Origin of the sequence: Streptomyces sp. NPDC001851 (genome assembly GCF_040297165.1) — a bacterium.
Taxonomy (GTDB): domain Bacteria; phylum Actinomycetota; class Actinomycetes; order Streptomycetales; family Streptomycetaceae; genus Streptomyces.
The window spans coordinates 64,701-82,719 of the sequence record NZ_JBEOYR010000027.1; the positions used below are offsets into that span (position 1 = coordinate 64,701).

The following is an 18,019-nucleotide window of genomic DNA, read 5'->3' on the forward strand; positions in this document are numbered from 1 at the left end:
GCTGCCTCCGTCGATCACGGCACGCCCCACGCGCGGCCTCATCGACGAACAGCTACTGGGGGTAGCAACCATATGACGAAGAAGACGCGGATCCGGGTCGCGCGGATAGCCGCCGGCGCCGTGATCGCGGCCGGTGCGTCACTGACCGCAGCCGGCGCGGCGTCCGCCCTGGACCTCGATGTCCAGGCGGGGCCGATCAGCCTGGGCGCGCACACGAACACCGGAGGTGACGACGGCGGCACCGACGGTGGTACCACCGACGGCGGCTGCCCGATCGCCGTCTGCACCACGGACGGTGGCACCACGGACGGTGGCACGACGACCGACGGTGGCACGACCGACGGCGGGACCACGGACGGTGGCACGACGACCGACGGTGGCACGACCGACGGCGGTACCACGGACGGTGGCACCACGACCGACGGCGGCACCACGGACGGCGGCACCACCGACGGTGGCACGACGACCGACGGTGGCACCACGGACGGTGGCACCACGACCGACGGCGGCACCACGGACGGTGGCACCACGACCGACGGCGGCACCACGGACGGCGGCACCACCGACGGTGGCACCGGCAACAACGGCGGTACCGGCAACAACGGTGGCACCGGCGACAACGGTGGTACCGGTAACAACGGTGGCACTGGCAACAACGGCGGTACCGGCAACAACGGCGGTACCGGCAACAACGGCGGTACCGGCAACAACGGCGGCACCGGCGGCGGTCACGGCACGGGTGGCGGTCACGGCACCGGCGGGAACCACGACACCCCGCAGGGCGGCAACAACAACGCCTCGCAGGAGGAGGGTTCCTCGGAGCTCACCGACACCGGCTCCGACACGCAGGCCCAGGGCAAGGGCAGCGGCAAGCAGCTCGCCGAAACCGGTGCCGGCCAGACCGCGTTCCTGGTCATCGGCGCCGCGACGATGATCGCCGGCGGCGTCGGCTTCCGCGTCCTGCCGCGTCTGGTCAACGGCCGCGGCGGCGCTGCGGCCTGACCGTAACACCACGGTCACGCTGCGCACGCACCGCGCATGCAGAAGGGCCCGGAGCTCGGCGCTCCGGGCCCTGACGCTGTTTCTCAGGGCTTTTCAGAGTTTTTTCACGCGTTTTTCACGCGGTCTGGTGCGCCAGCAGCGCCACCGCGGCGACCAGCACCGCCAGCAGCGCGATCAGCGCCATCGGGCTGACCCCGCCCAGGAAACTCTCTTGCTGCAGTCGCTCGCGGTTGGCACGGCACACCGGGCACCGGCCCTCGCTCACGGGCGCCGCGCAATTCGCGCACACCAACCGGTCGTACGTCATGCGCTCGCCCTCCTTGCACCGGCCATCGCTCGTACAACGTTCACGGGAACCAGAACGTTCCCCCCTCCACTGTGCCAGGTTCGCGGAGTGCATGCGCGGGGCCTCGGGGAGCCGGGCATGGACCGGGCCCGGTACAAAAACGTACAAGCCTTACCCAACCTCGTCCTGCGACTGCACTTGCACACCCGGTTCGCGTATGGTCACGCTCATCTACCCCCGGCGACCCGTGGTGCATCCGTGATCCGATTCGACAACGTCTCCAAGGTCTACCCCAAGCAGACCCGCCCCGCACTCAGGGATGTCTCCCTGGAGGTGGAGAAGGGCGAGTTCGTGTTCCTCGTGGGGTCCTCCGGCTCCGGAAAGTCCACCTTCCTGCGGCTCCTGCTCCGCGAGGAGCGGTGCAGCCACGGCCAGGTGCACGTCCTGGGCAAGGACCTCGCGCGCCTCTCCAACTGGAAGGTGCCGCAGATGCGCCGCCAGCTCGGGACGGTGTTCCAGGACTTCCGGCTCCTGCCGAACAAGACCGTCGCGGAGAACGTGGCCTTCGCACAGGAGGTCATCGGCAAGTCCCGCGGCGAGATCCGCAAGTCCGTGCCGCAGGTGCTCGATCTCGTCGGGCTCGGCGGCAAGGAGGACCGGAGGCCGGGCGAGCTGTCCGGTGGTGAGCAGCAGCGCGTGGCCATCGCGCGGGCCTTCGTCAACCGGCCCAAGCTGCTGATCGCCGACGAGCCCACCGGCAACCTCGACCCGCAGACCTCCGTCGGCATCATGAAGCTGCTCGACCGCATCAACCGGACGGGCACCACGGTCATCATGGCGACACACGATCAGAACATCGTGGACCAGATGCGCAAGCGCGTCATCGAGCTGGAGAAGGGCCGCCTCGTCCGCGACCAGGCCCGCGGCGTCTACGGCTACCAGCACTAAGCAAGTTCACGACGAAAGGCTCGACCAGACGCCATGCGCGCCCAGTTCGTCCTGTCGGAGATCGGTGTCGGTCTCCGCCGCAACCTGACGATGACCTTCGCCGTCATCGTCTCCGTCGCCCTGTCCCTGTCCCTCTTCGGCGGCTCGCTGCTGATGAGCGACCAGGTGAGCACCATGAAGGGCTACTGGTACGACAAGGTCAACGTCTCGATCTTCCTGTGCAACAAGCACGACGCCGAATCGGACGTCAACTGCGCCAAGGGCGCGGTCACGGCGGACCAGAAGAAGCAGATCCTCGATGATCTGAACAAGATGACGTCGGTCGTCGAGAAGGTCTCCTACGAGTCGCAGGACCAGGCGTACAAGCACTACAAGGAGCAGTTCGGGAACTCCCCGCTGGCCGGTTCGCTCACGCCGGACCAGATGCAGGAGTCGTACCGGATCAAGCTCAAGGACCCGCAGAAGTACCAGGTCATCGCCTCGGCCTTCAACGGGCGCGCCGGTGTGCAGTCCGTGCAGGACCAGAAGGGCATCCTGGACAACCTCTTCACGCTGCTGAACCTGATGAACCGGGGCGCGCTCGGCGTGATGGCGCTGATGCTGGTCGTCGCGCTGCTGCTGATCGTCAACACCGTGCGTGTCTCGGCGTTCAGCCGCCGGCGTGAGACCGGGATCATGCGGCTGGTCGGCGCCTCGGGCTTCTACATCCAGGCGCCGTTCATCGCCGAGGCCGCGGTCGCCGGACTCATCGGCGGCGGGCTCGCCTGTGTGGCCCTGGTGGTCGGCCGGTACTTCACCATCGACCACGGCATGGCGCTGTCCCACAAGCTCCAGCTCATCAACTTCGTCGGCTGGGACGCGGTGTTGACCAAGCTGCCGCTGATCCTCGCCACGAGCGTGGTGATGCCGTCGCTGGCGGCGTTCTTCGCGTTGCGCAAGTACCTGAAGGTGTGACGCATGCCAAGAGGACCGTACGGACATCCGGCCGTACGGTCCTTCGCGTTGTCCTAGACTCACCGCCATGTCAGGCCGAGAGCTGTGCGGAGACCTGTTCAGCCAGCCCCGTCGCATCCGCCGCGGGGCCGCCCTGACATTGGTCTTCGCCGGTGTCCTGGTCGCCGGTGCCGCCACCGGCTCCTTCCCGGAGACCGGTACCCCCGTGCGCGGGGCCGCCTTCGGGCCCGTGCCCCCGGCCACCCGGCACGAGGACGTGCAGAGGGCCGCCGCCGAGGCGATGGCCGACGGCAAGTCCCCGATGGAGGCCGCCGAGCGGGCCGTCAGCCGCAGCGGGGACCGCTGGGGCGCCGTCTACTCCGAAGACGAGTACCAGGAGTTCCAGGACGCCCTCGACGGCCGCTACACCGGCGTCGGACTGTGGGCGCGCAGCGACCGGGACGGCCGGATCGAGGTGACCAGGGTGCAGCCCGGCTCGCCCGCCGCGGAGGCCGGGGTCCGCACGGGCGACCGGCTGCGCAGCGTGGACGGCCGCGAGGTCGACGGCCGGCCGGTCACCGAGGTGGTCTCGTTACTGCGCGGCGACGCCGGCGACGCGGCCGCCGGTACGGCCGTCACCCTGGGTCTCGAACGCGGCACGCGCGCGTGGACCGAGAAAATGCGCCGGGCCAGCCTGTCCACCCACTCCGTGACGGTGAGCAGACTGCCCGGCGGGGTCACCGTCATCAAGATCGCCGCGTTCACCAAGGGCACCGGGGACGCCGTCCACGCCGCGGTACGGCAGGTCCCGGCCGACGGCGGGATCGTCCTCGACCTGCGCGGCAACTCCGGCGGCCTGGTCACCGAGGCGGTGGAGACGTCCTCCGCCTTCCTCGACGGCGGCCTGGTCGCCACCTACGACGTCGACGGCGCCCAGCGCTCCCTGCACGCCGAGCCCGGCGGCGACACCGCCCGGCCGCTGGTCACCCTGGTCGACGGCGGCACGATGAGCGCGGCCGAGCTGCTCACCGGGGCCCTGCAGGACCGGGGCCGCGCGGTGGTGATCGGCTCGCGCACCTTCGGCAAGGGCTCCATCCAGATGCCGACGAAACTCCCCGACGGCTCGGTGGCCGAGCTGACCGTCGGCCACTACCGCACCCCCTTGGGCCACACCGTCGACGGCCGGGGCATCACCCCGGACCTGGAGGCGGGGCCGGCGCAGTCCCTGCCGCGGGCGGAGACCGTGCTCACAGGGCTGGGCAACCCGTCGTAGCGCCGTGTTAATCGGCTGTACGCACGGCCCCTCCGTAGTGCGAAAATGGGCGGCACTATGAGCAAGGGAATGTACGTACCGAAGGAGTCCCAGCCCAAGCAGGGCGGCGGGGCCGCCAAGGCCAGGGACGGCGAGAAGGGCGGCAAGCGCAAGATCGTCGCCCAGAACAAGAAGGCCCGGCACGACTACGCGATCATCGACACCTACGAGGCCGGGCTCGTGCTCATGGGCACCGAGGTCAAGTCGCTGCGCGAGGGGCGGACCTCGCTGACCGACGGCTTCGTCCAGATCGACCGCGGCGAGGCGTGGCTGCACAACGCCCACATCCCCGAGTACCACCAGGGCAGCTGGACCAACCACTCCGCGCGCCGCAAGCGCAAGCTGCTCCTGCACCGCGAGGAGATCGACAAGCTGGAGTCGAAGTCCCAGGAGACGGGTCACACGATCGTGCCCCTCGCCATCTACTTCAAGGACGGCCGGGCGAAGGCCGAGATCGCCCTCGCACGCGGCAAGAAGGAGTACGACAAGCGGCAGACGCTGCGGGAGAAGCAGGACCGGCGGGAGTCGGACCGGGCGATCGCGGCGGCGAAGCGCAGGCAGCGCGGCCTCTAGCGGCCGGCCGCCGGGGAATAGGCTGGCATCGTCGTGCGTTGGTCACGTACGATGTGCACTGCACTCCGCAGAGGGTGCGCGCCCCCTTCCACGGAGGGGATTGAAAAATCAACATGGGGATGATCGGTTTCGACAGCGGCTGTCGAAGCAGGGGAAGCGTGTCGAGGAAGCGGCAATGATCTCGTAAACCATATGTCGCAAAAAATAATCGCCAACACCAAGCGCGATTCCTTCGCCCTCGCTGCCTAAGTAGCGACTTGCGAAGTGTCAGCCCGGGGCTGTTCCCGACCCGGATCCTGGCATCAGCTAGGGAACTAAACCTCTAGACCCGGTCACGGGGTGTAGAGGGAAATCAAACAGTGACTGAGCCCGTCGGAGACTTGTCCGCGTGATCTCCGGGGCCGAGAAAAGCGAAGCGGACTGCACACGGAGAAGCCCTGATTCCGCACCGTTGGACGCGGGTTCGATTCCCGCCATCTCCACGAAGGCCCCTCCGGGGGTCACCCCATGTGGGCAAGGCCCCGTCGCTTTCGAGCGGCGGGGCCTTCGCCTTTGGGGCAGCGCCACGGGCCTTACGGGGCGCTTCATCGCTGTCGCAGCGGCACCCGGCCGGCGCCGGTGAGCGCGGCCAGCCCCAGGGCGGCGGCAGCGGCGGTCGCCGGTGCGGCGTACGCGACGGTGGGAGACAGCTGCTCCGCCGCCCAGCCGCCCGCCGCCGAACCGCACGCGATTCCTGCGAGCAGCCCGGTCACCATCAGGCTCATCCCCTCGTTGAGCCGGTCGGCCGGGGTCCGCTGCTGCACCAGCGTCATCGCCGTCACCATCGTCGGCGCCGTCGCCATCCCCGCGACCAGCAGCGCACCCGCCAGCGTCCACAGCGAACCGGTGAGGCCGGCCGCCGCCCACGGCAGTGTCATCAGTACGGCCATTCCCGTCAGGCAGTGGCTCAGCCGCAGCCCTGCCGGCTTCAGCGCGCCGTACGCCAGACCGGCCGCGCACGAGCCCGCCGCCTGCAGGGCGAGGACTGCGCCGGCCACCGGCCGGTGTCCCTGCGCGTCGGCGTACGCGATCGTGACGACCTCCATGGAGCCGAACACCGCCCCGGTCGCGGTGAAGCAGGCCAGCAGCGGCGGGATGCCCGGGCTGCGCAGCGGCGAGGGGGCCCGGGAACGGGCCCGCGGCGGCGGCTCGGTGGCCCGCTGGGCGGTGAACAGGAGCATGCCGGAGAGCAGCAGCACCGCGCCCGTGAGCGTGCCCGCCTCCGGGAAGAAGGTGCCGGTGAGGAACGAGGCCAGCACCGGGCCGAGCATGAAGCACAGCTCGTCGGCGGCCTGTTCGAAGGAGTGGGCGGTGTGCAGCGCGCCGGGCTCGTCGCGCAGCAGGTGGGCCCAGCGGGCGCGGGAGAGGCCGCCGATGTTCGGGGTGGTCGCGGTGAGGGCGTAGGCGGCGAAGAGGGTCCAGTCCGGGGCGCCGTAGCGCACGCACAGCAGCAACGCGAGGCTGCCGAGCACGGACGCGAGCGTGGCCGGTACGGCGATGCGGGCCTGCCCGTACCGGTCGACGAGCCGGGCGACCCAGGGCCCGGCCAGCGCGGTCGCCGCGAGACCGGTGGCGGTGACGGCACCGGCGAGGGCGTACGAGCCCCGCGACCCGGCGATCATCACGACGGCGCTCACGCTGAACATGCCCATGGGCAGCCGGGCGAGGAGGTTGCCGAGGGTGAAGGCGCGGGTGCCGGGGAGGCGGAAGAGGCGGCGGTAGCCGTGGGTGGTGGATATGACCGAGGGCATGTGAGCCACTCTCGCCCCGAGCGGATCAAGGGGTCCAACACCTTCTCCCGCCCGATTCACTCACGTGTGTTGTAAGTTCCCGGCCATGGACCCCCGTCTCCTGCGTGCCTTCGTCGTCGTCGCGGAGGAGTTGCACTTCACCCGCGCCGCGGCCCGCCTGTACGTCGCCCAGCAGGCGCTCAGCCGGGATGTGCGGCGGCTGGAACGGGAGTTGGGGGCGGAGCTGTTCGTGCGGACGACCCGGCAGGTGACGCTGACCGCGGACGGCGCGCGGCTGCTGCCGCACGCCCGGCGGGTCCTGGCCGCCCAGGACGACCTGCTCGCCGCCTTCGCCCCCGGCCGGTCCCGCCCGCTGCTGGTGGACCTCAACTCGCCGGGCCTGCTCACCGGCCGCCGGGTGCTGCACCGGGCCCGTGAACTCGCCCCCGACTGCGAGCTGATGGCCCGCTACGAGAGCGGTCTGACCGGGGCCGCCGGCGAACTGCTGGCCGGCCGGCTGGACGCCTCCTTCGGCCGTTTCGCCGGCCTGGACCCGGCGCTGCGGTCCGCGCTGGAGCAGCAGCCGGTGCGCTGCGAGCCGATGGCCGTCGTCCTGCCCGAGGACCATCCGCTGGCCGCGCTCGCCGAAGTGCCCCTGTCCGCGCTGGCCGGCGAGACGGTGTACGCCGGCGCCGGGAACCCGCGCACCCGGGAGTGGACCGACCTGGCGGGCCGGCTCTTCGAGGGGCGCGGCATCCGGCTCGCCCCGCCCCTCCCGCCGGCCTTCGGGGACGAGGAGTTCGAGCGGATCATGGCCAAGACCCGCCACCCCGTGCTGGCGGTGGTGGACTTTCCGGCGATGCCCCGCACGGTGCGCCGGCCCCTCGTCGATCCCGTCCCGCTGTCGCCGGTCTCCCTCGTGTGGCGGAAGGGGCTGGTGCATCCCGGACTGGACGCGCTGCGCCGGGCGGCGGCCGGGCTGGCACGGGCGGAGGGGTGGCTGCGGCGGCCCGCGGGCGGCTGGATGCCGGCCGACGACGCGGACGCCTTGCGCGCGGCGGGATGACCCTCACGGGCCACGGGGGCGGCGAGTGAGAGCAACGTTCCCTCGCGGTCATGCACCGCCACAGGCAGGAAACGAGCCCTCCCTACCTTCGGGCTGAGTCGGTCGATGGCAGGTCGACGGGCAGACCGTGCAGCCGTAGTCCCGTGGAGGCGTGATGACAGCCCCAGCCCCAACACCAGCCCCCTCAGCCCCAACCCGTCGCGGTGGCCGCTGGATCGAACGCTGGGATCCGGAGGACGAGGGGTTCTGGAAGGCGACCGGGGAACGGACCGCCAACCGGAACCTGTGGTTCTCCGTGCTCTCGGAGCACATCGGCTTCTCGGTCTGGACCCTGTGGTCCGTCCTCGTCCTCTTCATGGGCCCGGAGTACGGCCTGACCCCCGCCGACAAGTTCCTGCTGACCTCGGTGGTCACGCTCGTCGGCGCCGTCGTCCGCGTCCCCTACACCTTCGCCGTGGCCGTCTTCGGCGGCCGCAACTGGACGATCATCTCGGCGAGCCTGCTGCTGGTCCCGACGGTCGCCGCGTTCGCGGTCATGGAGCCGGGCACCTCCTACACCACGTTCCTCCTGGTCGGCCTGCTGGCCGGCATCGGCGGCGGCAACTTCGCCTCGTCCATGACCAACATCAACGCCTTCTTCCCGCTCAGGAAGAAGGGCTGGGCGCTGGGTCTGAACGCGGGCGGCGGCAACATCGGCGTGCCGGTCATCCAGCTGGTCGCCCTCGCCGTCATCGGCGCGAGCGGCGGCCCGCGCGTCCTGCTGGGCATCTACATCCCGCTGATCGTCGTCGCCGCCGTGTGCGCCGCCTCCTTCATGGACAACCTGGCGACGGTGAGGAACGACACCGGCGCGGCCAGGGACGCAGCGAAGGACGCCCACACCTGGATCATGGCCTTCCTCTACATCGGCACCTTCGGCTCCTTCATCGGCTACAGCTTCGCCTTCGGCCAGGTCCTGACGAACCAGTTCGGCCGTACGCCCCTGCAGGCCGCCTACCTGACCTTCATCGGCCCGCTGCTCGGCTCCCTGATCCGCCCCGTCGGCGGCTGGCTCGCCGACCGTTACGGCGGTGCCCGCATCACCCTGTGGAACTACGTCGGTATGGCCGCCGCCACCGCCGTGCTGATCGTCGCCGGCATGCAGAAGTCGCTGCCGCTGTTCGTGTCCGTCTTCGTCGTGCTGTTCGTGCTCAGCGGGCTCGGGAACGGTTCGACGTACAAGATGATCCCGGGCATCTTCCAGGCCAAGGCCCTGGCCATGGGCCTGGAGGGGGAGGCCGCCGCAGCCCACGGCCGCCGCCTCTCCGGCGCCTCCATGGGCCTCATCGGCGCGGTCGGAGCGCTCGGCGGAGTCGGCATCAACCTCGCCTTCCGCCAGTCCTTCCTGTCCTACGGCTCCGGCACCGGCGCGTTCATCGCCTTCCTCGCCTTCTACGGCGTCTGCTTCGCGGTCACGTGGGCCGTATACCTTCGCCGTACGGCGGGGCAGGCGCGGACGCAGACCACGGCTGAGGCGAAGCCGCAGCTCAGCTACGCGGAAGTGTGACGTAACACCGGTGACATCACCCCGAACCGAGCCTGTCACGCGCCGTTGACAGGCTCGATTCGCGCGCCGGTCAGCTAGGAGAGTCCATGTACGACGAAGAGCAGCAATCCGGAGCCCCCGAGCTCGGTCCGCTCGCGGGATTCACCGTGGGCGTCACCGCCGCGCGCCGGGCCGACGAGCTGGGCGCCCTGCTCCAGCGGCGCGGTGCCGCGATCCTGCACGCCCCCGCCCTGCGCATCGTGCCGCTGGCCGACGACGGCGAACTCCTCGCCGCCACGAAGGAGATCATCGACCAGGTGCCGGACGTGGTCGTGGCCACCACGGCGATCGGTTTCCGGGGCTGGGTCGAGGCCGCCGACGGCTGGGGCCTCGGCGAGCAGCTGCTCGGGCGGCTGCGCGGCGCGGAACTGCTGGCCCGGGGCCCCAAGGTCAAGGGAGCGATCCGCGCGGTCGGCCTCACGGAGGAGTGGTCCCCCTCCTCGGAATCCCTGGCCGAGGTCCTGGACCGCCTCCTGGCGGAGGGCGTCGACGGCCGCCGTATCGCCGTGCAGCTGCACGGCGAACCGCTCCCGGGCTTCGTGGAGTCCCTCCGCGCCGGCGGAGCCGAGGTCGTCCCGGTCCCGGTGTACCGCTGGATGCCCCCGGAGGACATCGCCCCGCTGGACCGCCTCCTGGACGCGGCCGTCTCCCGGTCCCTGGACGCGCTCACGTTCACGAGCGCCCCCGCCGCCGCGTCCCTGCTGGAGCGGGCGGAGGCGAGGGGCCTCCTGCCGGACCTGCTGTCGGCACTCGTCCACGACGTCCTGCCGGCCTGTGTGGGCCCGGTGACCGCCGTACCCCTCCAGGCGCACGGCGTGGACACGGTCCAGCCGGAGCGCTTCCGTCTGGGCCCCCTCGTCCAGGTCCTCTGCCAGGAACTCCCGGCCCGCGCCCGCGCCCTGCCGGTCGCCGGTCACCGGGTGGAGATCCGCGGCCACGCGGTGCTCGTGGACGGCGCCTTGAAGCCGGTCCCCCCGGCGGGCATGTCCCTGCTCCGGGCCCTGTCCCGGCGCCCCGGCTGGGTCGTCCCCCGGGCGGACCTGCTGCGCGCCCTGCCGGGCGCGGGCCGCGACGAACACGCGGTGGAGACGGCGATGGCCCGTCTCCGTACGGCCCTGGGGGCGCCCAAGCTGATCCAGACGGTGGTGAAGCGCGGGTACCGGCTGGCGCTGGACCCGGCGACGGACGCGAAGTACGCGGACGCGTAGGCGGCTTGGGGCCTCGTTCGGGCCGCCTCGAACCGGACGGAGTTCCTCACGTTCGCGGCCGAAGCGGCACGCTGAGCCGGTACCAGGTCCCCGGCCTGCCCCCGACGTCGGCCGGGTCGGCCGGTCCCACGGGGATGAAACCCGCCTTCGTCAGCACCCTCCGGGACGCGGTGTTGGTCAGGGCCGCTGCCGCCCTGACCGTGTGCAGCCCGTACCGTTCCGCCGCCAGCCGGCACAGCTCCCGGACCGCCGCCGTCGCCACACCGCGGCCGGTGGCGTGCTCGGCGACCCGGTAGCCGAGTTCCGCCGTGCCGTCCGCGATGTCGGTCAGGTTGAACCTGCCGAGCACCGAGCCGTTTTCGGCGACGAGCACGTGGAAGGCGCAGACGCCGGCCTCCTGTTCGGCCAGCAGGGCGTCGAACCGCTCGGCGAACCGCTCGAAGTACGCCTCGCCCCGGTCGGAGACCGAGGCCGCGAAGTAGGCGCGGTTCGCCAGCTCGAAGGCCAGGACCGCCGGAGCGTGGTCGGCGCGCAGCCGCTGCAGCTCGGTCATCGTCCGACTGTACCCAGGAGGCCCGGCGCCAGGGGTTCCGGCGGGAGCCCGGGGCGGGCACTGTGAGGAGGAGACCCCCGCTTCCCGGCTAGGCGGTGACAGGCACATGGCACTGAGTACGGCCACGCCCCCGTACGCACTGCGGTTCGACGCCGGGCGGATCTGTCTCGATCTCCTCGCGACCACGCACCCGGCGGAACGGCTGGACGGCGTGGAGGCGTTGTGCGCGTGGATCGGTGGGGCCGGGCTGGTGCCGGAGGGTACGGAGCTCGGTCACGCCGACGCCTCCTGGCTCGTGGGGTTCAGGGAACTGCGCGCCCATGTCGGGCAGTTGGTGCGCGATCCGTACGCGCCGGACACGCCGTCGTACGAGAGCGCGCTCCGGCGGGTCAACGAGGTCGCGCGTGCCGAGACCCCCGCCCCGCGTGCCGTACGCGGTCCGGACGGCGGGCTCGCCCGGGAGCTGGCCGGTCCGCCGGCCTGCGCGGGGCTGCTCGCGCTCGTCGCGCGGGACGCCGTGGAGCTGCTCACCGACCCCGTCGCGCGGGCGGCCGTGCGGGAGTGCGAGGGGGACAACTGCCCGCTCGTGTACCTGGACACCTCCCGGGGGAGGCGCCGGCGGTGGTGCTCCAGTGAGGTCTGCGGGAACCGGGAGCGGGTGGCCCGGCACCGGCGGCGGGCCGCCATCGCGCGAGCGTGATTTCCGTAACACCAGGTTTGGGTGGTAGATACACGGGAACGTTTCGCCGGCCCCGGCGATGTGTCGGAAATGTAAAGATCACGCGGTGGGAATGTGCGTGCATGTCCCGCTCGTCACGTCACTTCGAAGAATTCTGTCACCTCCGTTTGAACACCGCGCCGCTCCCTTCCGTACGGGTGGGCGAGCGACCGACTGGGGGAACCCCCGGACACCGGAGGTGGGCGTGCGCAAGGATGCGGCCGTGGCCAATGAACGTGGATCGAGGGCCCGACATCGCATGTCCTCACAGCCCTCGGAACCTGACGAGGAGTTGATGCGTGCCCTGTATCGAGAGCACGCCGGACCCCTGCTCGCGTATGTCCTGCGCCTCGTCGCCGGTGACCGGCAGCGCGCCGAGGACGTCGTACAGGAAACGCTCATCCGTGCCTGGAAGAACGCCGGTCAGCTCAATCGGGCGACCGGTTCGGTACGCCCCTGGCTGGTGACGGTCGCGCGCCGCATCGTCATCGACGGCCACCGCAGCCGGCAGGCCCGGCCGCAGGAGGTCGATCCGTCGCCGCTGGAGGTCATCCCCGCGGAGGACGAGATCGACAAGGCGCTGTGGCTGATGACGCTGTCGGACGCGCTCGACGACCTGACCCCGGCCCACCGGGAGGTACTCGTCGAGACGTACTTCAAGGGGCGTACGGTCAATGAGGCGGCCGAGACACTGGGTATTCCCAGTGGCACGGTGCGCTCTCGGGTGTTCTACGCCCTGCGATCGATGAAGCTGGCACTTGAGGAGCGGGGGGTGACGGCGTGATGAGCAGCGGATACGGGGGGATGCAGGGATTCGGGGCGGGTGGTCCGGGTATGTCTGGGCCCATGAGCCCCCCATCGGGATCTTCGGTGCCGAACGAGCACGAGACCGTCGGCGCGTACGCCCTCGGGATCCTCGACGACGCCGAGGCAACCGCTTTTGAAGCGCACCTCGCGGGCTGCGAGTGGTGCGCCCAGCAGCTGGACGAGCTGGCCGGGATGGAGCCGATGCTGGCCGCGCTCGCGGACCTGCCGGGCTCCGGCAGCACCCCCGCGATCGGCGATTCGCTGTCCGCCAAGCCCGGTCCGCGGCTGGTGGAGAAGCTGGTCGACGAGGTCGCCGAGAAGCGCGCCCAGAAGCGCCGGCGCAGCTTCTACATGATCGCGGCCGCGGCTGCCCTGATCATCGCCGGTCCGCTGGCGGCGGTCGCGGTGAACAGCGGTTCGTCCGGCAGCGGCCAGGTCACCGCGTCCTCGGCGCAGACCACCTTCGCGGCCATGCCCGACAAGAAGTCGGCCACCGACCCGTCGTCCCGGATCAGCGCGACCGTCGGCATGGAGCAGAAGGACTGGGGCACCCAGGCGGTGCTGGAACTGAAGAACGCCAAGGGGCCGCTCAAGTGCTCCCTGGTGCTCGTCGCGAAGAACGGACAGCGCGTGACCATGTCGTCGTGGTCCGTGCCGAACTGGGGCTACGGCATCCCGGACGGCAAGACCCCGGAGTCCAGGAAGCCGCTCTACATCGGCGGTGCCGCGGCCTTCAAGCCGAACGAGATCGACCATTTCGAGGTCGTGACCTTCGAGGGCAAGAAGCTGGTGCAAGTGGACGCGTAGCTTCGACCGGCCCCCTTCGCGTACGGTTGACGGCTGCCCAGCACGTCAGAAGGGGGCCCGGTGGCCGCTCAGGTTCAGCAGTCCGCGGTCGGCTCGGTACAGGACGCACACGATTCCGTCCGTGACCGGGAGATCAGCGTCGAACAGGAACACCTGGACCGGGTGTACCGGCGGCTGGAAGAGAAGATCCACGAAGCCGAGTTCCTGATGAACGACGCGGCCCAGCGCGGCCAGGTCGGCACCCCGGGTGCGCTGGCCGAGCGGGACGCGCAGGTCTTCCGGGCCGGCATCCACCTGAACCGGCTCAACAACGAGTTCGAGGACTTCCTCTTCGGGCGGATCGACCTGCTGCCCGGGAAGGACGGGAAGAAGGGGCCCGACGGCGCCTACACGGCGGTCGAGCCCGCGGAGGGCGCGGTCCGGCCCGACAACACCGCCGACGTCGCCGAGACCCTGCACATCGGGCGCATCGGCGTCCTCGACCAGGACTACGCGCCGCTGGTCATCGACTGGCGGGCGCCCGCCGCCGCGCCCTTCTACCGCTCCACCCCGGTCGAGCCCGGCCGGGTCGTACGGCGCCGGGTCATCCGGTCCAAGGGGCGCCGGGTGCTCGGCGTCGAGGACGACCTGATGCGGCCCGAGCTGACCGCCTACCTCGACGGCCGGGAGCTGCCCGTCATCGGCGACGGCGCCCTCATGGCCGCCCTCGGCCAGGCCCGCAGCCACACCATGCGGGACATCGTCTCCTCCATCCAGGCCGAGCAGGACCTGGTGATCCGCGCCCCCGCCGCCTCCATCACCTATGTGGAGGGCGGTCCGGGCACCGGCAAGACCGCCGTCGCCCTGCACCGCGCCGCCTATCTGCTCTACCAGGACCGCAGACGCTACGCGGGCGGCATCCTGATCGTCTCGCCGACCCCGCTGCTCGTGGCCTACACCGAGGGCGTGCTGCCCTCGCTCGGCGAGGAGGGGCAGGTCGCCATCCGCGCGATCGGCTCGCTCGTCGACGGCGCCGAGGCCACCCTGTACGACTCCCCGTCCGTGGCCCGCGCCAAGGGCTCGTACCGCATGCTGAAGGTGCTGCGGAAGGCCGCCCGGGGCGCGCTGGAGCTCGGGCCCACCGCTCCGGTGCGGGACGAGGACGCCGAGCCGCGGGCGGTCACCGGGTCACCGACCCGCCTGCGGGTCGTCGCCTTCGGGCGCCGTCTGGAGCTGGAGGCGCAGGAACTGGAACGGATCCGCCGTACCGCACTCGGCGGCACCGCGCCCGTCAACCTGCTCCGGCCGCGCGCCCGCAAGCTGCTCCTGGACGCCCTGTGGGCGAAGTCCGGCGGGGCCTCCCGGCACAGCGACCCCGAGCTGGCCGCCGAGCTGCGCTCCTCCTTCGACGAGGACGTCACGAGCGAGGACTCCTTCATCGCCTTCCTCGACGCCTGGTGGCCCGAGCTGACGCCGAAGGCGGTGCTCGCCGCCATGGCCGACGAGAAGCGGCTCGGCCGCTGGGCCCGCCGCGTCCTCAACCCCGGCGAGATCCGCAAAGTGGCCCGGTCGCTCCAGCGGGACGGCCTCACCGTGCACGACATCGCCCTGCTGGACGAGCTGCAGGCGATCCTCGGCGCCCCGGCCCGCCCGAAGAAGCGGCGCGAGCTGGACCCGCTGGACCAGCTCACCGGCCTGGAGGAGCTGATGCCGGTGCGCGAGGAGACCCAGCGGGAGCGGGCCGAGCGGCTCGCGCAGGAGCGCACCGAGTACGCGCACGTCATCGTGGACGAGGCGCAGGACCTCACGCCGATGCAGTGGCGCATGGTCGGCCGCCGTGGCCGGCACGCCACCTGGACGGTCGTCGGCGACCCGGCGCAGTCCTCCTGGTCCGACCCGGACGAGGCGGCCGAGGCCCGTGACGAGGCCCTCGGCACCCGCCCCCGGCGCCGCTTCCAGCTCACCGTGAACTACCGCAACCCGGCCGAGATCGCCGAGCTGGCCGCCAAGGTGCTCGCGCTCGCCATGCCCGGCTCCCAGGCGCCCAGCGCGGTGCGGTCCACCGGCGTCCAGCCGCGCTTCACGGTCGTACGCGAGTCCCTGGCGGCCACCGTGCGCGCCGAGGCCGAGCGGCTGCTGGCGCTGGTGGACGGCACGGTCGGCGTGGTCGTCGCCATGAACCGGCGCGAGGAGGCCCGGCGCTGGCTGGCCGGGCTCGGCGACCGGGTGGTGGCGCTCGGCAGCCTGGAGGCCAAGGGCCTGGAGTACGACGCGACCGTGGTCGTCTCCCCGGCGGAGATCGCCGACGAGTCCCCGGCCGGACTGCGTGTGCTCTACGTGGCGCTGACCCGGGCCACCCAGCAGCTGACGGTGGTCTCGGGGGAGCGGGACGAGCCGGACGCGACGGGGGTGCCGGATCTGCTGAGGGACTGACTTTTCTGTGAACTCCCCGCGGGGGGAATGGTCCTCGGCATCCGTTTGTTAGCCTGGATACGGCACCGGCTCGATCCAAGCCCCCGGGCCCAACCTTTGTCCCTGCGAGGGACCACTTGCCGCGAGGCGAGCATGGCGGGTCGGTGTCATAACCGTGGGAGGCCCACGTCACGCATGTGACGTGGGCCTCTTTCTTTGCCCGGCGCGACCCTTCCCCCACCTGATCGTTTCTCGTATGGTGGAAGTGTATTTCCGAAAATGCGCGCCTGACCGTGCGCCTGCTGTGAACAAAACGTCCGCAATGCCGGGCGACTATCACGTACTCACGGGTAGGTGCGACGATCGGACGGCACAACTCGCGACACGGTGAAAGCAGAGGAAGTCGGCCATGGCAACGGCGCCCAGCGTCTCCTACTCGATGACCATCCGGCTGGAGGTGCCCGCGAGCGGAACCGCCGTCTCGCAGCTCACCACCGCCGTGGAGTCCTCCGGAGGCTCGGTGACCGGCCTCGACGTCACCGCGTCCGGCCACGAGAAGCTCCGGATCGACGTGACCATCGCGGCCACCTCCACGGCCCACGCCGAGGAGATCGTCGAGCAGCTGCGCGGGATCGAGGGCGTCACCCTCGGCAAGGTCTCCGACCGTACGTTCCTGATGCACCTCGGCGGCAAGATCGAGATGGCGTCGAAGCACCCCATCCGCAACCGTGACGACCTCTCCATGGTCTACACGCCCGGTGTGGCCCGCGTCTGCATGGCGATCGCCGAGAACCCCGAGGACGCCCGCCGCCTCACCATCAAGCGCAACTCCGTTGCGGTCGTGACGGACGGCTCCGCCGTGCTCGGCCTCGGCAACATCGGCCCCAAGGCGGCCCTGCCCGTCATGGAGGGCAAGGCGGCCCTCTTCAAGCGCTTCGCCGGCATCGACGCCTGGCCGATCTGCCTGGACACCCAGGACAGCGACGCGATCGTGGAGATCGTCAAGGCGATCGCCCCCGGGTTCGCCGGCATCAACCTGGAGGACATCTCCGCGCCCCGCTGCTTCGAGATCGAGGCCCGGCTGCGCGAGGCCCTGGACATCCCCGTCTTCCACGACGACCAGCACGGCACCGCGATCGTCGTCCTCGCCGCCCTCACCAACGCCCTGCGCGTCACGGAGAAGGCGATCGAGAACATCCGGGTCGTCATGTCCGGCGCCGGCGCCGCCGGTACGGCCATCCTCAAGCTGCTGCTCGCGGCCGGCGTGAAGAACGCCGTCGTCGCCGACATCCACGGTGTCGTCCACTCCGGCCGCGAGGACCTGGTGAACGCCCCCGCCGACTCGCCGCTGCGCTGGATCGCCGACAACACCAACCCCGAGGGCCTCACCGGCACCTTGAAGGAAGCCGTGCGCGGCGCCGACGTGTTCATCGGCGTCTCGGCCCCGAACGTCCTCGACGGCGACGACGTGGCCGCCATGGCCGAGGGCGCGATCGTGTTCGCGCTCGCGAACCCCGACCCCGAGGTGGAGCCGGCAATCGCCCGCCAGACGGCGGCCGTTGTGGCCACCGGCCGCTCCGACTTCCCGAACCAGATCAACAACGTGCTGGTCTTCCCGGGCGTCTTCCGCGGCCTGCTGGACGCGCAGTCCCGCACCGTCAACACCGAGATGATGCTCGCCGCCGCGAAGGCCCTGGCCGACGTGGTGACCGAGGACGAGCTGAACCCGAACTACATCATCCCCAGCGTCTTCAACGACAAGGTCGCGGGCGCGGTCGCCGGAGCGGTCCGCGAGGCGGCGAAGGCGGCCGGGGCGACGGTCTAGCCGTCCGGTGAAGGGAAGGGGGCGTCCGGGCGTCAGCCGGATGACGGCGTACCGTACTGTGCAAGGGCTGTGAGGATCACCACGGTCGGCCCCCGCACCGGCGCGTCGTGGAACCAGCCGATGCCGGGCGCGCTCTAGGGTGACGCCGAGCGGGCGCCTTTCGTGTGACTCCCCAGGGTGTTCTCACGACTCCTACGGGTGCCGGATTGGCTTTACCGCCGCAGGTAGGGGCAGGA

At 71.1% G+C, this 18,019-nt stretch carries 16 protein-coding genes and 1 other RNA gene; 14 read left to right on the forward strand and 3 right to left on the reverse strand.

All coding sequences use genetic code 11. The features are described from left to right. The first annotated feature begins 72 nt into the window (after window positions 1-72). On the forward strand, window positions 73-1,002 hold the full coding sequence (locus tag ABT171_RS32230) for a hypothetical protein (RefSeq protein ID WP_351249931.1): 930 nt from the start codon (window positions 73-75) through the stop codon (window positions 1,000-1,002). 115 nt (window positions 1,003-1,117) lie between these two features. Here ABT171_RS32230 and ABT171_RS32235 read toward each other — a convergent pair whose 3' ends face one another. After that, window positions 1,118-1,309: a hypothetical protein gene (locus ABT171_RS32235; RefSeq protein WP_351249932.1), complete on the reverse strand. Its 192-nt coding sequence runs from the start codon at window positions 1,307-1,309 to the stop codon at window positions 1,118-1,120. A 237-nt stretch (window positions 1,310-1,546) separates the two neighbouring features. Between ABT171_RS32235 and ftsE the strand changes: the two genes are divergently transcribed. The 5 genes from ftsE (at window position 1,547) to ssrA (ending at window position 5,539) form a co-directional block, all read left to right on the forward strand. Further along, on the forward strand, window positions 1,547-2,236 hold the full coding sequence (ftsE, locus tag ABT171_RS32240) for a cell division ATP-binding protein FtsE (protein ID WP_030348507.1): 690 nt from the start codon (window positions 1,547-1,549) through the stop codon (window positions 2,234-2,236). A 33-nt stretch (window positions 2,237-2,269) separates the two neighbouring features. Then, window positions 2,270-3,190 (forward strand): permease-like cell division protein FtsX, encoded by a 921-nt coding sequence (ftsX, locus tag ABT171_RS32245; protein WP_351249933.1) that lies wholly within the window; start codon window positions 2,270-2,272, stop codon window positions 3,188-3,190. 67 nt (window positions 3,191-3,257) lie between these two features. Further along, window positions 3,258-4,442 (forward strand): S41 family peptidase, encoded by a 1,185-nt coding sequence (locus ABT171_RS32250; protein WP_351249934.1) that lies wholly within the window; start codon window positions 3,258-3,260, stop codon window positions 4,440-4,442. A 69-nt stretch (window positions 4,443-4,511) separates the two neighbouring features. Then, window positions 4,512-5,054: an SsrA-binding protein SmpB gene (gene smpB, locus ABT171_RS32255; RefSeq protein WP_351249980.1), complete on the forward strand. Its 543-nt coding sequence runs from the start codon at window positions 4,512-4,514 to the stop codon at window positions 5,052-5,054. A 115-nt stretch (window positions 5,055-5,169) separates the two neighbouring features. Then, window positions 5,170-5,539, forward strand: a transfer-messenger RNA (tmRNA) gene (ssrA, locus tag ABT171_RS32260). A 99-nt stretch (window positions 5,540-5,638) separates the two neighbouring features. Here the strand turns inward: ssrA and ABT171_RS32265 are convergent. Further along, window positions 5,639-6,844 carry an MFS transporter gene (locus tag ABT171_RS32265; RefSeq protein ID WP_351249935.1) on the reverse strand — a complete coding sequence of 402 codons (1,206 nt, stop codon included), beginning with the start codon at window positions 6,842-6,844 and terminating at the stop codon, window positions 5,639-5,641. A gap of 85 nt (window positions 6,845-6,929) precedes the next feature. On the opposite strand from ABT171_RS32265, the gene ABT171_RS32270 reads away from it, so the two are divergent. From ABT171_RS32270 to ABT171_RS32280, 3 genes are all read left to right on the forward strand, one after another. Further along, a complete protein-coding gene (locus ABT171_RS32270) occupies window positions 6,930-7,889 on the forward strand; it encodes a LysR family transcriptional regulator (protein WP_351249936.1) in 960 nt (319 codons plus the stop codon). A 154-nt stretch (window positions 7,890-8,043) separates the two neighbouring features. Next, a complete protein-coding gene (locus tag ABT171_RS32275; RefSeq protein ID WP_351249937.1) occupies window positions 8,044-9,435 on the forward strand; it encodes a nitrate/nitrite transporter in 1,392 nt (463 codons plus the stop codon). A gap of 86 nt (window positions 9,436-9,521) precedes the next feature. After that, window positions 9,522-10,682, forward strand: a complete 1,161-nt coding sequence (locus ABT171_RS32280) for a uroporphyrinogen-III synthase (protein WP_351249938.1) — start codon at window positions 9,522-9,524, stop codon at window positions 10,680-10,682. Between the two features lie 46 nt (window positions 10,683-10,728). Here ABT171_RS32280 and ABT171_RS32285 read toward each other — a convergent pair whose 3' ends face one another. Continuing rightward, window positions 10,729-11,235: a GNAT family N-acetyltransferase gene (locus ABT171_RS32285; RefSeq protein ID WP_351249939.1), complete on the reverse strand. Its 507-nt coding sequence runs from the start codon at window positions 11,233-11,235 to the stop codon at window positions 10,729-10,731. A gap of 106 nt (window positions 11,236-11,341) precedes the next feature. Here ABT171_RS32285 and ABT171_RS32290 point away from each other — a divergent pair, with 106 nt between their 5' ends. The 5 genes from ABT171_RS32290 (at window position 11,342) to ABT171_RS32310 (ending at window position 17,783) form a co-directional block, all read left to right on the forward strand. Further along, the gene (locus ABT171_RS32290) at window positions 11,342-11,935 is read left to right on the forward strand and encodes a CGNR zinc finger domain-containing protein (protein ID WP_351249940.1); all 594 of its coding nucleotides are present in this window, start codon (window positions 11,342-11,344) and stop codon (window positions 11,933-11,935) included. Between the two features lie 217 nt (window positions 11,936-12,152). Next, on the forward strand, window positions 12,153-12,737 hold the full coding sequence (locus ABT171_RS32295) for a sigma-70 family RNA polymerase sigma factor (protein WP_030167252.1): 585 nt from the start codon (window positions 12,153-12,155) through the stop codon (window positions 12,735-12,737). A gap of 50 nt (window positions 12,738-12,787) precedes the next feature. Beyond that, a complete protein-coding gene (locus tag ABT171_RS32300) occupies window positions 12,788-13,567 on the forward strand; it encodes an anti-sigma factor family protein (protein ID WP_351249941.1) in 780 nt (259 codons plus the stop codon). A gap of 60 nt (window positions 13,568-13,627) precedes the next feature. Continuing rightward, window positions 13,628-15,979, forward strand: a complete 2,352-nt coding sequence (locus ABT171_RS32305) for a HelD family protein (protein WP_351249942.1) — start codon at window positions 13,628-13,630, stop codon at window positions 15,977-15,979. A gap of 388 nt (window positions 15,980-16,367) precedes the next feature. Then, complete coding sequence (locus ABT171_RS32310; RefSeq protein ID WP_351249943.1) at window positions 16,368-17,783, forward strand: NAD-dependent malic enzyme; 1,416 nt, start codon at window positions 16,368-16,370, stop codon at window positions 17,781-17,783. Window positions 17,784-18,019: the final 236 nt, after the last annotated feature.